Below are 14,670 nucleotides of genomic sequence, written 5' to 3' on the forward strand. Positions count from 1 at the left end.
CCTATTCGGTGGGGGACGCAGCCGGTTCGGAAGCTACGGGGGCAGAGGCCGCCACGAGGCGCGGGGTGTGGGGACTGAGATATTCGCCGTACGCCTTGGGGTCGATGGTACGTGCGGGAGTCTGATCCGGCCTGGTGAGTCGAGCCCGGCACAGGGTAGGGCGCACCCACACATCCATCGCCTCAACCTCGACCTCTTGACCGGAGGCACTGAGCACGGTCGAGAGCAGTTCGGTGTGGATCGCACAGATGATCGGGTGCTCGTCCACCAACTCGGCGAAGGGGCAGGCGCCGATGGTGATGGAATCCTTGAGCGGCGAGGCCTCGGCGGTAAAGCCCACGGCGTGGAGGGACTCGACCGCGTGATCGACGGCCTCGTCTGCGCTGCTCGCGACAGGCTGGGGCTCCAGTGACTGCGCCCACCTCTCGGCCGTGCGGCGCGCAAGGGACGGCGCATTGGCAACGCCAAGGGACTCGCTCAACACCCTGGATAGTTCGTCGTAAGGCGCCCGAGCGTCGGCCGTTGCCTTGAACGCGAGCGGCGGGCGGCCCCTGCCGTGCGGCTTGCCCTGGATGCGCTCGACGTGACCGGCGGCGACCAGCACGTCGAGGTGCGCGCGCACAGTATTCGCGTGGAGTCCCGACTTCGCGGCAAGTTCCTCGATGCTGAAGTCGCGCTGCTCCGTCTGGAGCATTGCGAGCAGGTGGGCGCGCGACCCGGTGGTCTTGCCGATGCCGGCAGGCGTGTGCTCGCCGTCGCCGAGCGTGCCGATGGCCTGGAGCGCTTCGCTCACCGCTTGTTCGAGGCCTGGCTTCATGAGCCTTTTCTACCACAGTCAGCACCTGTGAGGTAATAAACACGGAAGATATTGCGCATTGTTAAAAAATGAGTACTGTGTGGACCAAGAGAGCAACGACGCTGGCAATGAGGGAGGCACCACCGTGGGTCCAGACGCTGAGGCGACCGAGCGCGGCCGAGGCGCGGTCTTGACCGTGTCCACCATCGGTTTCACGCTGATGTTCGCCGTCTGGCTGATGTTCGGGGTGCTCGGCATCAAGATCAGGGACGAGTTCGGATTGAGCGACGTCCAGCTCTCGTGGATCACCGCCGTTGCCGTCTTGAACGGCTCGATCTGGCGGCTCCCTGCAGGAATCGCCGCCGACCGGTGGGGCGGACGCAAGGTCTTCGTCGTCATGCTGGCCTTCACCGCGATTCCCGCGTACCTGGTCTCCACGGCCACGTCCTACGGAGTGCTGCTGGTCTATGCGTTCCTCGTGGGCTTCGCCGGGAACGCGTTCAGCGCCGGCATCGCGTGGGTGAGCGCGTGGTGGCCCCAGAACCGAAAGGGCATGGCGCTCGGAGTCTTCGGTGCTGGCAACGTCGGCGCCTCTGTCACCAAGTTCATTGGCCCCGCCATGATCGCTGCCGTGCCGGCTGGGGGCCTGCTGTTCGGCATCATCCCTGGTGGTTGGCGCTCAGTTCCGGTGGTGTACGCGATCCTGCTGGTCCTCATGGCCATCGTCACGTGGATCGGCACCCCGCGCCACGACCACACTCCAGGCAAGGGACGCTCCATCAAGGAGCTGCTCGCGCCGCTCAAGCACGCCCGCGCCTGGCGCTTCAGCCTGTACTACGCCGTCGTCTTTGGCGCCTACGTGGCGCTCGCGGCCTGGCTGCCCAAGTACTACGTGGACGTCTACAACGTGCCGCTGGGCAAGGCCGCGCTGCTGACCGCACTGTTCATCTTCCCCGCCTCGCTGTTGCGGCCCGTGGGCGGATGGCTGTCCGACACCCTCGGAGCGCGCCGAGTCATGTACGCGACGTTCGGCACGATGCTTCTGGCCACAGGGGTGCTGATGATGCCGTACGGCCACATCGTGGTGCTCGACGGCGAAGGCGCCGCCAACGAGGTGCTCCCGTGGCACGTCGGCGTCGTGCTGTTCACGGTGTTGGTCTTTGTCATCGGCTGCGCGATGGGCATCGGCAAAGCCGCCGTGTACAAGCACATCCCCGAATACTTCCCGCACGACGTTGGCGCGGTGGGCGGCCTCGTCGGTTCCCTCGGCGCGCTGGGCGGGTTTTTCCTGCCGCCCCTGTTCGCCTACACGACCAGTTGGACGGGGCTTCCTCAGTCCACCTTCTTCGTGTTGTTTGCCCTGACCCTTGTCGCGGCCATCTGGATGCACGTCACGGTGGTCAACCTTCTTCACACGGCAAGCCCAGCCCTCACCCACAAGTTTGAGCACGATCAGCGCACCACCACCACAGACGGCGAGGAGGCTGTGCCCGATGTCCCCCGGGCACCAGCCTCCCTGCAACAGGCGGGAGCCACACCATGAGCACCACGGCAGACGCAGCAGCAAGCCGCGCCCACAAGGGCGGCGACTGGCTCGAAGAGTGGGACCCAGAGTCTCCCGATTGGGATCGCAAGCTCGCGTGGAAGACGCTGTGGGTCACCACGTTCAGCCTCACCCTCGCGTTCATCGCGTGGTTCCTCGTCTCGGCGCTCGCGCCGGTGCTCAACGACATCGGCTTTGACCTCTCCAAGAGCCAGCTCTATTGGCTGACGGCCATGCCGGGCCTCGCGGGCGGCCTGCTGCGCCTCGTGTGGACCTTCCTGCCGCCCGTGATCGGCACGCGCAAGCTCGTCACCCTGACCACCTTGCTGCTGCTGATTCCGCTCGTGGGCTGGGCGCTCGCGGTCCAGAACCCCGACACCCCCTACGCCGTGCTGCTGATGCTCGGCATCTTCGCCGGCATCGGCGGCGGCGCCTTCTCGGGCTTCATGCCCAGCACCTCCTACTTCTTCCCGCGCTCCAAGCAGGGCGTGGCGCTCGGGGTCCAGGCGGGCGTGGGCAACTTTGGTGTCAGCATTGTTCAGCTTGCGACCCCATGGATCATCGGCTTCATGCTGCTGGGTGGCGCCTTCGCCACGGCGATCGGGGCACCACAGCGCGTGGTCGACGACTCCACCGGCGCCGTGACCGAGGCCTACTACCAAAACGCCGGCTACGCGTGGGTGCCCATGGTGCTCATCGGCGCGATCGCCTCCTGGATGCTGCTGCGCTCCGTGCCCGTCAGGGTCACGCGAGTGCGTGACCAGTTCGACATCTTGAAGAACAAGCACACCTGGCTCATGACCCTGCTGTACGTCATCACCTTCGGATCCTTCTCGGGCTTCGCGGCCATCTTTGGCCTGCTGATCAAGAACCAGTTCGGTTCCGACGTGTTCGGGGTAGACGGGATCAACCCCCTCAAGTACGCGTTCCTGGGTGCCTTGGTGGGCTCTGCGGCGCGCGTCATCGCTGGCCCGATTGCCGACAAGTTCGGCGGGGCGCGCGTGACGCTCATCTCGTCGGCCGGAATCGCTGCCTCGGCGATCTTCACGGCGCTGCAGCTCAACCCCAGTTCCGTGGACCAGTTCCCCGCTTTCCTTGGGGGGATGCTCGCGCTGTTCTTCTTTGCAGGCGTGGGAAACGCGAGCACGTTCAAGCAAATGCCGGTGATCTTCGAGCGCAGGCAGGCCGGGGGAGTGATCGGCTTCACGTCGGCCATCGCCGCGTTCGGGCCCTTCTACTTTGGCATCGCGCTCGCGAGCTTTCCGCCTGTCCCGCTGTTCTTTGCCTGGTCGCTACTCGCCATCGTGGGCGTTGCGGTCACGTGGTGGTACTACGCGAGGGCCGGGGCAGAGAAGCCCTCGTGACCCGCAGTCGCTGACACCCCGTCGGCGGCGTTGGGGGCCGCTCGGTCAGGTCACCAGTCCGAGCAGCCTTGGCAGCGCCTCGGGAGCGACGCCGACGACGTCGTGGCTTGCCGTCGACATGCCGGGTTCGTAGAGCACCACCGTGTCCGCGAGGTGCGCGATGTCGTCGAGGTCATGAGTGACAATCAGCGCGGTCAGTTCGTGGGCGTCAACCAGGTCGCGTACTAGTTGGCGCAAAGACTTGCGCGTGGGCAGGTCGAGCGCGCTGAAGGGCTCGTCGAGCAGCAGTACCTGCGGGCCGCCAGCGAGCGCCCGCGCGAGCGCAACGCGCTGCTGTTCGCCCCCTGACAGCGTGGCCGTCGGAGCGTCGGCAAGATGATCGGCCTGCACCTTGGCCAACCACTCGCGGGCGGCTTCGCGGCGCGCGCTGCGTGTTTCCCCGTGAATCGCGACGCCGACGTTGTCGAGCGGGGTGCGATGAGGGAGCAGCGCCGCGCTCTGGAAGACCATTCCGAGCCGGCGCGCCTGGGTGGGTACGTGGATCCCGGCCGCGGCGTCGGCCACCACCGTGCCGCCGATCTCGATGGAGCCCTGCTGCGGGCGAAGCAAGCCGGCGATCGACGCGAGGGTCACGCTCTTGCCCGAGCCCGAGGGGCCGAACAGGGCGGTGATGCCCTTGTGCGCCGCGAAGGCCGCCGAGACGGTGAAGCCGCCGACGGTGGTGGTGCAGTCCACCGCGACGCTTCGGGGCGTGGGCGCCGTCATATCCGCCGCGCCGAGAGGGTCGTGACGGCCAAGAGGACCACGACGGCGATGCCGGCAAGAATCAGCGCGCCCGTGCGAGCGGCCGAGCCGTCTCCCGCCTGCACAGAGTCGTAGACCGCGATGGGCAGCGTCTGGGTGTGGCCAGGGATGTTGCCGGCGACCATGACCGTGGCCCCAAAGTCTCCGAGAGCGCGCGCGAACCCGAGCGCGACCCCCGCGAGCAGGCCTCGCCTCGCCACGGGCAGGGTCACGAGCGTCGCGACCCTCCATTCGCGGTGCCCCGCGACGCGGGCGGCGGCCTCCAGACGGGGGTCCACCTCCTCGATGGCGGCGCGTCCCGTGCGCACCACAAACGGCAGCGCAGAGATCGAGGCGGCGATGACGGCGGCGGTGGGGGTGAACACGAGCGGCGCGCCGAACCACCGCTCCCAGGTCTGGCCGATCGGACTATTCACGCCGAGCACGGTGAGCAGGTAGTAGCCGAGCACCGTGGGCGGCAGCACGATGGGCAACGTCGCGAGGGCCTCGAGTAGCCCGCGCCCACGGAAGCGACCCTTGGCCAGCACGTACGCGAGGCCGATGCCTGCAACGGCGGCAAGGAGCGTCGCCGAGGTGGCGACCCACAACGACAGCCACAGCGGCGACCAGTTATCCACGGTCTCAGCCCTCCGGGCCTGGCGACTCGCCGGGCAGCGCGAATCCGTACCTGGCCATCACCTCGCGGCCCTCCGGCGAGCCGATCAACTCGGCGAAAGCCGTAGCGGCGTCTCCCTGAGGGCCGGTCGAGGTGACCACGAGCGCCTGCTGGATCGGCTCATGAAGATCCGTTGGGATGAGTGTGTAGTCGCTTCCGTCAGCAAGGGCCAGCGACAGCGCCACGATGCCAACTTCGGCGTTGCCCGATTGCGCGATGCGGAACGTGTCAGTGATGTTCTCGCCGTACACGAGCTGGGACTGGACCCGCTCGTAGATACCCGCCGACTCCAAAGCCTGCTGCGCGGCAAGGCCGTAAGGCGCGTGCTGGGGGTTCGCGATGGCGACCCGCCGGTACTGCTCATCTGTGAGGTCTTCGATCGCGTGGGGGAGCGCGACCCCCTCCGACGCCCACAACACGATGCGGCCCATCGCGTAGTCGGCCTTGGTCGCGGCGACGCCTCGGCCGCTGGCGATCACGTCGTCGACGTACGCGACGTCTGCGGAGGCGAACAGGTCGAAGGGGGCGCCGTTCAGGATCTGCTCGCGAAGCTGTCCCGAGGACCCGAAGGAGAAGGTGACCTTGGTGCCCGTGCTGGCCTCGAATACCTCGCCGAGCTCCTCGAACGCTGGCCGCAGGTCACTCGCCGCGGCCACCGTGATCTCCTCTACAGCAGGGGCGCCGGGTTCCGATGTCCCGCCGCAAGCGGTGAGCAGCGCCGCCGCGCAGACAGCGGCGATCGCGCGCAGGCTCATCGCCTTCCAGGGGGATTCGTCTCGACGATGACGGTGGTGGCCTTGACCACGGCGGTGGCGACGGAGCCCACCTCGAGGCCCAGCTCCTCGACCGCCTCGGAGCTCATGAGCGAGACCACACGAAACGGCCCGCACTGGATGTCCACTTGAGCCATCACGGTGTCCGCCTTGATGGCGGTCACCAGCCCCACAAAGCGGTTGCGCGCCGAACGCAGCACGCCGGACTCGTCGTGTGGCGGCTCTGCCCGGCCGGCGTATTCCGCGAGGTCCACGCCGGAGACTGTGGCGCGACCAGCGTCGTCCGTAGTGGTGGCAATGCCCTCCGACTTGATCCATCGGCGCAGGGTGTCGTCGCTGACGCCCACGAGCGCCGCCGCCTCAGAGATCCGTAATTGCGTCATGAAGCTCACTATAGAGGCGCAGGTGCGCCACTAGCGTGCTCCGCGGCGTAGGGGTCCGGACGTGGGGCGCTAACTCCCGGCGGGCGGTTCAAACATCGCGACCACCTCGATGGCGTCGGGGTTCGCTTCGCCGTCGCTCACGCTGACAAGACGTCCGTCCAGCATGAAGTAGCGCACGCCCCACTCGGTGGTGGACGACACCTGGCCGACTATTTCCCACATGATGAGGCCGGACCCCGGAGTCGTCCCTCCTATGAGGTCTCCTTGATTGGACACCATGGAGAATGCGTTGACTCTGCTGTGAATCGCGTCCGGGCTCTCAAGGTCGTAGCCCGCGACATCGCCGGGCACTGACACGATGAACGCGTCGGCGGACACGTCGTCAATCCCAGGGTAGTAAATGCCGCTGGCAGGGAAGGGAACCATCTCCGCTCCTCCGAGGGTGGCGTAGTAGACATACATCCGACTCGTCTCGTCAGGTGCGTAGACCGACTCATCGATCGGAACCTCCACGAGCGTGGTCGTGACCTTGGACACGTCACTCGTAGCCGCAGACTCGACGGTGGTTGCGGACGGCACGCCCGCAGGATTGGACGCGCCGCCAGACCACGCTTGGAACCCGTACACAGTGCCGAGGGTCGCGACGGCCGCCACCGTGCCGGTACCCGCATAGGTCGCCACCCTGCGGGTCTGGATGGCGCGCCGGACGGTGGCGCCGTGTTGGCGAGCGAACGCGTGGCCCTCGCCAAGGGCGAGCTCGCGGTTCGCCACCGCCGACGTCAAGAGTTCGTGCATCGTGGTGCTCATGGTCGTTCTCCTTGGGATGTCACCGAGACCGTGTCGGGCAACTCGGACCAGTTTTCGTTGAGGCGCAACACCGGTGCGAGCTTCTCGTAGGCGTTGCTGAGGTAGCGCTTGACCGTGCCGTCTGCCAGGCCCAACTGAGAGGCGATCGCCGCCGTGGTCATGTCGTCGTAGAAGCGCATCATCACGCACACACGTTCGCGTGGCGACAGCGTCGCCAGCGCCTCCTCGACGTCGAGCGGGGTGTCCAGATCGTGACTGCGGCCCTCCGCTGGGGGAGGATCGCGGACCAGGGCCCGTTGAAAGGCGGCCCGCGACCGATGCCGATCGATGGCGAGCGTCTGCATGGTGCGGCGCACGTACTGTTCGGCCGCGTTGACGTGCGGGAAGCGTCGGCCGCGCCCAAAGGTCTTGACGATGGCGTCGTGAAGCAGGTCTTCCGCGTCGGGAACCGAACCCACCAGCACCGTCGCGTAACTCAGCAGGCGTGGCGAACGCTCGCTCACGAGTTCTTCCACCATCGTCTTCCACGAACCCATGAACTACACCCCGCCCTTGTGACCTACGCGTATGCCACGCATTACACAGACAACGGGCGTGCGGTCCTGTTTGGTTGTAGCAGGTGGCGGGTCAGTTAACGCTTGAGGACGCCGAACACCGACCGCAGGATCTGGCGGCCCACCTCGCGGCCCGCCTGACGAGCGAAAGTCTTGACGGGCTGCGAGGTCACCACCTTCTCCACCACGGACTTCTCCCGCCGCGTCGAGCGGGCCTTGGGGGCGTCGGCCTTCTTCTCGGCTTGCTCGGCGGCCTCCTGCTCGGCGGCCTCCTGAGCCGCCTCCGACCGCGCCGCAGCCTTCTCGGCGAGCTTCTCGTAGGCGCTCTCGCGATCGAGCACCTCGCCGTACGCCGCGGCCTGGGGGCTGGCCCTAACGATCCCATCGATCACGCCCTCGGGCGCCGGGTCCATGGAGCCGCGCGGCGCGCACAGCCTGGTCCACGCGACCGGGGTGGGGGCGCCCTTGTCACTCAGCACCGTCACCGCGGCCTCGCCGATGCCCATCGTGGTGAGCACCTCTTCCAGGTCGTACGGCGAATGCGGGAAGGTGCGGGCCGTGGCCTTCATGGCCGTAGCGTCGTCCGGTGTGAAGGCGCGCAACGCGTGCTGGACGCGCGAACCCAACTGGCCCAGCACGTCGGCCGGGACGTCCTTGGGTGTTTGGGTCACAAAGAATACGCCGACGCCCTTGGAGCGGATCAGGCGCACGGTCTGGGTGACCTGCGTGAGGAAGTCCTTGGAGGCGTCGGTGAAGAGCAGGTGGGCCTCGTCAAAGAAGAACACGAGGCGAGGCTTGTCCGGGTCTCCCACCTCTGGGAGGTCTGCGAACAGGTCGGCCAGCAGCCACATGATGAACGTGGAGAACAGGTGCGGGCGGTCCTGGAGGTCCGGCAGTTCGAGGCACGAGATGATTCCGCGGCCGTCGGGGGCGGTCTTGAGCAAGTCCATCGTGTCGAAGGCGGGCTCGCCGAAGAAGTCGTCGGCGCCTTGCGCCTGGAGGTTGGAGATCTCGCGTAGCAGCACGCCCGCCGTGGCGGACGAGACGCCGCCGATGTCCTTGAGCTCGGGCTTGCCCTCGTCGGAGTTGAGGAACTGGATGACGGCGCGCAGGTCCTTGAGGTCGAGCAGCGCGAGGCCGTTGGTGTCCGCCCAGTGGAAGATCAGCCCCATCGCCGATTCCTGGACGTCCGTGAGGCCCAGCACCTTGGACATCAAGAGCGGGCCGAAGTCGGTCACGGTGGTGCGCAGTGGCACGCCCTTGCCGATGCCGCCCAAGGCGTAGAACTCGAGCGGGTAGGCCTTGGCCGCCCACTCCTGGCCGATGTCGGCCGCGCGCTCGTCGATGAAGTCCTTGGGCTCGCCCTCGACGGCCATGCCGGACAGGTCACCCTTGATGTCCGTCACAAACACGGGAACCCCTGCGTCGGAAAGCGACTCGGCCAGGCCCTGAAGCGTGCGCGTCTTGCCCGTGCCGGTCGCTCCTGCGATCAGGCCGTGGCGGTTCATCATCTTCAGCGGGAGGCGGACCTGGGCCGATTCGGTCGCGCCTTCGCCCTGCACCAAGGCGCCGACGGTGATCGACTCGCCCTTGAACGTGTAGCCCTCCGCCACCGCCGCGGCGTACTCGGGGGAGTTGGGGCCGGTGGTGTCGTCTGCGCTCGCCATGTTCGTACCTTAGCGACGCGCGTCGTCGGGAACGCTAGCGGCGGGCGCGGTCGTCGTCGCCGTCGAGCGAGTCGTTGAGCTCGTCGTAGAGCATGGCGTGAACCTCTTCGACCCGCGGGATGTCGTCGAACTCGAGCGGCTCGTCCGACGCGGACTCCACAATCAGAGTGCCCGTGCGGAAGAAGCGGTCGATCAGTTCGTGGCGGAACTGCACCGAGTTGATGCGCGCAATCGGGATGTCGATGCCCGTCTTGGTAAACACGCCCGTGCGGAAGATCAGCCGGCGGTTCGTGATCGCGAAGTGAGTGGTCGCCCACCGAACCATCGGTGCAATCGTCCACCACGAGAACGCCACGAGCCAGACCACTCCCAGCGCGATGCCGAGGATCAACGTCCACAAGGAGCTGATGTCGGCCCCACGCAGCAAGACCAGGAGCGTTGCGGCGACGCCCGTGCTGACGAGGCCCAACAGGATGGGACCGATGATGGTCTTCCAGTGCTTGCGCCGGTGCAGCAAGAGCTCCTCTTCAGGAGCGAGCCCATCCTCGATGATTCCCATGATGCTGAAACTAGCAGGGCGAAGGCAGCGGCGGAAGACACGCCTCGGGCCTCGCCGCGCGAGCGAAACGCGGCGGATACATCCGGTCGTTACGCTGACGTCATGGCCGCCGACGCTTCCACTCCATGGACTGGGTACTCACCCGCCGCCGCGTGGGACGAGGCCGTCGACGTCGCCGGCAAGGTGAGGGAGCCTTACGCCAAGGTCTACTCGGAGATCGACAAGATGTCGGGCGAGGATCTGCAGGCGCGGGCGGAGTCGCTCGCGAACACCTACCTGGCCCAAGGCGTCACTTTCGACCACGCTGGCGAGGAGCGGCCGTTCCCGCTCGACATCGTCCCCCGCGTAGTAGGCGCCGACGAATGGGAGATCATCTCGCCAGGCGTCGCCCAGCGCGTGCGTGCCTTGGAAGCCTTCCTTGCCGACGTCTACGGCTCGCAGCGTTGCGTCACCGACGGCATCATCCCTCGCAGGCTCATCACCACCTCGCAGTACTTCCACCGCGTGGTGGGTGCCGTCGATCCCGCCAACGGCGTGCGCGTGCACGTCTCGGGAATTGACCTGGTGCGCGACAGCAAGGGCATCTGGCGAGTGCTCGAAGACAACGTGCGGGTGCCCTCGGGCGTGAGCTACGTGCTGTCGAACCGTCGCGCCATGAGCCAGATGTTCCCCGACCTCTTTGGCGCCATGGGAGTGCGACCGGTGCTGGAGTACAGCCAGCGGTTGCGCTCTGCGCTGGCCAAGGCCGCGCCGGAGGGCGTCGAAGATCCCTCGATCGTGGTCCTGTCGCCCGGCGTCTTCAACTCGGCGTACTACGAGCACTCACTCCTGGCCCGGACCATGGGCGTCGAGCTGGTCGAAGGCCGAGACCTGGAAACTCACGCCGGTCGCGTCTACATGCGGACGACGCAGGGGCGGCGGCGCGTCGACGTCATCTACCGACGGGTTGACGACGAATACCTCGACCCGGTGGTGTTCCGCTCCGACTCGGCGCTTGGCGCCCCTGGAATCATCCACGCTGCGAGGTTGGGCAACGTGACGATCGCCAACGCGATCGGCAACGGCGTCGCCGACGACAAACTGATCTACACCTACCTGCCAGAGCTCACCCGCTACTACCTGGGCGAAGAGCCGATCCTGCCCAACGTCGACACGTGGCGGCTCGAGGAGCCGGAGGCGCTCGCGGAAGTGATGGACCGCCTGAATGAACTGGTGGTCAAGCCGGTGGACGGCGCAGGCGGCAAGGGTGTGCTGATTGGTCCAGCTGCGTCCAACAGCGAGTTGGACGCCGCGCGCGCCCAGATCCTTGAGGACCCGCGCGGGTGGATTGCCCAGCCCGTCATTCAGTTGTCGACCGTGCCCACACTCACTGCCGAGGGACTCGAGCCGCGTCACGTCGACCTCAGGCCGTTTGCCATCAACGACGGCGACGACGTCTGGGTGCTCCCCGGCGGCCTGACAAGGGTCGCGCTCCAGAAGGGCCAGTTGATCGTCAACTCCTCCCAAGGCGGCGGCTCCAAGGACACGTGGGTGCTGGGCGGCGTGCGCCACAGGGGCTCCGTGCCCACGCCTGAATCGCGCGTGGAGTTCGGAGGCATGGTGCCCGTGCCGCAATCTGCGCACCCAGAGGACTACGTGCACGGTCAACAGCAAATGCAGCAGCAACAGCAGGAGCCGCCATGCTGAGCCGGATCGCGGAGTCCCTGTTCTGGATTGGCCGCTATGTGGAGCGGGCCGACAACACCGCCAGGTTGCTCGACGTGCACCTCAATGTGCTGCTCGAAGACCCATGGGTGGACGAGCCCACCACCAACGCCTCGCTGTTGGCCGTCATGCACGTCTCCTCTGACGGCACGGCGACGCGGGAGACCGTGCTCAAAACCCTCGCGACGGATCCCAAGTTGTCCTCCTCGATCACCGGCACCCTGGGCGCCGCCCGCGACAATGCGAGGCGCGCCCGCGAAGTGATCTCGACCGAGGTGTGGGAGTCGCTCAACACGACCTACATGCAGTTGGGTCCACGCTCGCGCACGCCTCGCCCGCACGACTTCCTGACCTGGGTGCGCGAACGCGCCGCGGTGGTGTGGGGACTGCACAGCGCGACCACGTCCCGTGACGACGCCTGGAACTTCATGGAGCTGGGCCGCTCCCTCGAGCGGGCGGACATGATCGCACGCCTGCTCATGACGAAGTCGCTTGCCGGCACCACCGGCCCCAACTGGACCACCTTGCTGCGCACGTGTTCTGCCCACGAGGCCTACTTGCGCACCGTGCGTTCCTTGGTGACCGAGGAGCGGGCTGCCGAGTTCCTCTTGATCGACAGGCTGTTCCCTCGCTCGATCGCCTACAACCTTGACAAGGCGGAGACCACGCTCGCGCTGATCGAGCCCGGCCTCACCCGCAACTCCATGACGGACCACGCGCGCCTCGCTCTCGGCAGGGCCCGCACCAATCTCGAATACCAGGCGATCGACGACATCCTGTCCGATCTACCAGCCCAAATGCGCCAAGTGCAGCAAGCCTGCGCGTCGGCGTCGGACATCATTAGGGACAGGTTCTTCTTGCCTTCTTCCTCCGTGATCTGGTCTCAGGAGGCGGTGTGAGCATCCTCAAGGTGGTGCACAACACCACGTTCACGTACGTCAAGACCATCTCGAGTTCGTACAACGAGGCGCGGCTCACTCCGGCGTGGCTGCCGCGCCAACGCGTCTTGGAGTCGAAGCTCGAGATCCACCCCCTGTCCTGGAAGTCGACGTATCGCGACTACTGGGAGACGGAAGTGGTGGCCTTCGAGGTGACCGAGCCGCACACGTCGCTGTCCGTCACCGCGACCTCGCAGGTCGAGGTGCTGCCCTCCACACACAAGACCGACAGGGTGGGGTGGGACGCCCTCGAGGGGCCGATGTTCCAAGACCTCCTGTCCGAGTACCTTGCCTCCTCCAACACGACGGAGCCGAGTGAGGATCTCATCGCCTTCGCGCAGGAACAGAAGGCAAAGGCGGGGCCCGACGCTGCGGCCAGGGCCATTTGCGACTACCTCAACAACGAGATGCGCTACGTCCCCGGCTCGACCCACGTCCACAGCCTTGCGAGGGACGCCTGGGCCGAGAAGTCGGGAGTGTGCCAAGACTTCGCCCACCTGGCCATCGGCGCGCTGCGCAGCATCGGCATCCCCGCGCGTTACGTTTCGGGCTATCTCCACCCCAAGCTCGACGCCGAGGTGGGGGAGACGGTGCGCGGCGAGAGCCACGCGTGGGTCGAGTGGTGGACCGGCGACTGGTTTGGCTTTGACCCGACCAACGACAAAGAGGCTGGCGACCACCACGTGATCGTGGCGCGTGCACGCGAGTACCGCGACGTCGCCCCGCTCACAGGGGTGTTTGGTGGTTCGACGAGCAACCTGGAAGTGTCCGTGAAGGTGACCTTGCTGGGTTGAAGTGTGTTGACACTTCTATTGCGCTAGCGCAATACTTGTGTCATGAGTATTTCAGTGGCGGAGGCAGCGGCACGCCACGGCGTTTCGCCGCAGCGGATTCGCGCGCTCATTGCGAGCGGGCAACTCCGGGCCGAGCGTGCCGGTCGTGACTGGAGGGTCGATCCGGTGAGTCTTGAGGTCGCCGATAGCCGGTCGTCGCGACCGTTGTCGTCTCGCATGGCGGTTGCGCTCGTTGCCATGGCCTCGGGGGGGAGTCCTGAGGGGCTGGACTCTTCCGAGCGATCACGCGCCGGCGCTCGCCTTGCCCGGCTGAAGGAGTCACCCGAGCCTGCGCGGCTGCTCCGTTCGTGGCTGGCAAATCTTGAGCCGAGGCGTCTCTACGTCTGTAAGGATCTGGAGTTCTTGCGGGAAGAGCAGTGCCTGCGCCCCGCCGGGGTTTCACTACCGGGTTCGGAACTCAATGGGGCAGGCTTCTTCGAGGCCCGCGTGGACGCGCCCGACCTGGATGACGTCGTCGCCAGGCACATGCTCCGCGAGGGCGGGCCAGCCGAAGCGAACGTCGTGCTGCATGTGGCCCATTCAGCGCTTGATCCCGATGCGTGGTTGCTCCACGCGTTCTACCTGGCCCAGCATGGTGACCGCTCAGGTCGCGAGGACGCGGCGGTCGCCAAGGTAGTGGCCGATCATGCGTGACGTTCCCATCGTGGCGCTGAGCTCGCGCAGCGGCCGCTACTCGCGAGACCCACGATGTCGACGCCATGCTCAATGTGTGGGCGCATCCGCACATCCTCATGGAGTTCACCGGCAGGCTCCGCGAGATCGGCTTCGCAGCCGGGGGTGAGACCTTCATGGGCCATCAGCATCGGTGGACGGACGGCGAGGGCTCGGTGGATGTGCTCATCCCCAATGGGGTGGGCCAGCGGGCGGCCAAACGAAGGGGCGTAGGCGGCGGCACGACCGTCCAGTCCCCGGGAGGCATTCAGGCATTGGAGCGCTCAGAACCGGTGGATGTCCTGGTGCGGGGGAGGGAGGCGCGGCTCTGGCGTCCGAATCTGTTAGGCGCCCTCGTCGGCAAGGCAGCCGCTGTGAGCATCACGGTTGACCCGAACCCTCAACGCCACCTCGCCGACTTCGTGATTTTATTGAGTTTGGTGCGGGCGCGTGACGACTTCGATTCCCTCACCAAGCGGGACGCTCATCACCTGGGACGAGCGGTGCGGATGATCGGGACAAGCATCGACCGGTTTGGAATTGTTGACGCGGACTTGGGCTTGGCGCGGCTGGTCGCCGTGATGAGGAGACGTGCGTAGCGGGAGGGTAGAAACGGTG

General features: G+C 66.6%; 16 protein-coding genes. 7 read left to right on the top strand and 9 right to left on the bottom strand.

Annotation, left to right across the window (positions count from 1 at the left end):
• Position 1: 1 nt before the first annotated feature.
• Positions 2 to 817 carry a metalloregulator ArsR/SmtB family transcription factor gene (locus tag LGT36_RS03160; RefSeq protein WP_226094821.1) on the bottom strand — a complete coding sequence of 272 codons (816 nt, stop codon included), beginning with the start codon at positions 815 to 817 and terminating at the stop codon, positions 2 to 4.
• A gap of 79 nt (positions 818 to 896) precedes the next feature.
• Between LGT36_RS03160 and LGT36_RS03165 the strand changes: the two genes are divergently transcribed.
• Together LGT36_RS03165 and LGT36_RS03170 are read left to right on the top strand one after the other, a co-directional pair.
• Positions 897 to 2,339 (top strand): nitrate/nitrite transporter, encoded by a 1,443-nt coding sequence (locus LGT36_RS03165; RefSeq protein WP_226094823.1) that lies wholly within the window; start codon positions 897 to 899, stop codon positions 2,337 to 2,339.
• Positions 2,336 to 3,703: an MFS transporter gene (locus LGT36_RS03170; protein ID WP_226264545.1), complete on the top strand. Its 1,368-nt coding sequence runs from the start codon at positions 2,336 to 2,338 to the stop codon at positions 3,701 to 3,703. The genes LGT36_RS03165 and LGT36_RS03170 overlap by 4 nt, the downstream gene beginning before the upstream one ends.
• Positions 3,704 to 3,748: 45 nt before the next feature.
• Here LGT36_RS03170 and LGT36_RS03175 read toward each other — a convergent pair whose 3' ends face one another.
• From LGT36_RS03175 to LGT36_RS03210, 8 genes are all read right to left on the bottom strand, one after another.
• Positions 3,749 to 4,468 carry a sulfate/molybdate ABC transporter ATP-binding protein gene (locus LGT36_RS03175; RefSeq protein WP_226095468.1) on the bottom strand — a complete coding sequence of 240 codons (720 nt, stop codon included), beginning with the start codon at positions 4,466 to 4,468 and terminating at the stop codon, positions 3,749 to 3,751.
• Complete coding sequence (modB, locus tag LGT36_RS03180; protein WP_226095467.1) at positions 4,465 to 5,124, bottom strand: molybdate ABC transporter permease subunit; 660 nt, start codon at positions 5,122 to 5,124, stop codon at positions 4,465 to 4,467. The genes LGT36_RS03175 and modB overlap by 4 nt, the downstream gene beginning before the upstream one ends.
• A 4-nt stretch (positions 5,125 to 5,128) precedes the next feature.
• The gene (gene modA / locus LGT36_RS03185; RefSeq protein WP_226095466.1) at positions 5,129 to 5,917 is read right to left on the bottom strand and encodes a molybdate ABC transporter substrate-binding protein; all 789 of its coding nucleotides are present in this window, start codon (positions 5,915 to 5,917) and stop codon (positions 5,129 to 5,131) included.
• Positions 5,914 to 6,318 (bottom strand): molybdopterin-binding protein, encoded by a 405-nt coding sequence (locus LGT36_RS03190; protein WP_226095465.1) that lies wholly within the window; start codon positions 6,316 to 6,318, stop codon positions 5,914 to 5,916. Before LGT36_RS03190 ends, modA begins: the two co-directional genes overlap by 4 nt.
• Positions 6,319 to 6,387: 69 nt before the next feature.
• The gene (locus tag LGT36_RS03195; RefSeq protein WP_226095464.1) at positions 6,388 to 7,125 is read right to left on the bottom strand and encodes a hypothetical protein; all 738 of its coding nucleotides are present in this window, start codon (positions 7,123 to 7,125) and stop codon (positions 6,388 to 6,390) included.
• Complete coding sequence (locus tag LGT36_RS03200; RefSeq protein WP_226095463.1) at positions 7,122 to 7,661, bottom strand: RNA polymerase sigma factor; 540 nt, start codon at positions 7,659 to 7,661, stop codon at positions 7,122 to 7,124. The genes LGT36_RS03195 and LGT36_RS03200 overlap by 4 nt, the downstream gene beginning before the upstream one ends.
• 95 nt (positions 7,662 to 7,756) lie before the next feature.
• Positions 7,757 to 9,346, bottom strand: a complete 1,590-nt coding sequence (locus LGT36_RS03205; RefSeq protein ID WP_226095462.1) for a helicase HerA-like domain-containing protein — start codon at positions 9,344 to 9,346, stop codon at positions 7,757 to 7,759.
• Between the two features lie 34 nt (positions 9,347 to 9,380).
• Positions 9,381 to 9,905, bottom strand: coding sequence for a PH domain-containing protein (locus LGT36_RS03210; protein ID WP_226095461.1), 525 nt, complete (start codon positions 9,903 to 9,905; stop codon positions 9,381 to 9,383).
• Positions 9,906 to 10,007: 102 nt separating this feature from the next.
• On the opposite strand from LGT36_RS03210, the gene LGT36_RS03215 reads away from it, so the two are divergent.
• From LGT36_RS03215 to LGT36_RS03235, 5 genes are all read left to right on the top strand, one after another.
• A complete protein-coding gene (locus LGT36_RS03215; protein ID WP_226095460.1) occupies positions 10,008 to 11,591 on the top strand; it encodes a circularly permuted type 2 ATP-grasp protein in 1,584 nt (527 codons plus the stop codon).
• Positions 11,585 to 12,508 (top strand): alpha-E domain-containing protein, encoded by a 924-nt coding sequence (locus LGT36_RS03220; protein WP_226095459.1) that lies wholly within the window; start codon positions 11,585 to 11,587, stop codon positions 12,506 to 12,508. The genes LGT36_RS03215 and LGT36_RS03220 overlap by 7 nt, the downstream gene beginning before the upstream one ends.
• On the top strand, positions 12,505 to 13,341 hold the full coding sequence (locus LGT36_RS03225) for a transglutaminase family protein (protein WP_226264544.1): 837 nt from the start codon (positions 12,505 to 12,507) through the stop codon (positions 13,339 to 13,341). The genes LGT36_RS03220 and LGT36_RS03225 overlap by 4 nt, the downstream gene beginning before the upstream one ends.
• Positions 13,342 to 13,383: 42 nt before the next feature.
• Positions 13,384 to 14,034 (top strand): helix-turn-helix domain-containing protein, encoded by a 651-nt coding sequence (locus LGT36_RS03230; RefSeq protein WP_226095724.1) that lies wholly within the window; start codon positions 13,384 to 13,386, stop codon positions 14,032 to 14,034.
• 65 nt (positions 14,035 to 14,099) lie between these two features.
• Complete coding sequence (locus tag LGT36_RS03235; protein WP_226095725.1) at positions 14,100 to 14,651, top strand: hypothetical protein; 552 nt, start codon at positions 14,100 to 14,102, stop codon at positions 14,649 to 14,651.
• Positions 14,652 to 14,670 lie beyond the last annotated feature (19 nt).

This window comes from Demequina sp. TMPB413 (assembly GCF_020447105.2).
Taxonomy (GTDB): Bacteria; Actinomycetota; Actinomycetes; order Actinomycetales; family Demequinaceae; genus Demequina.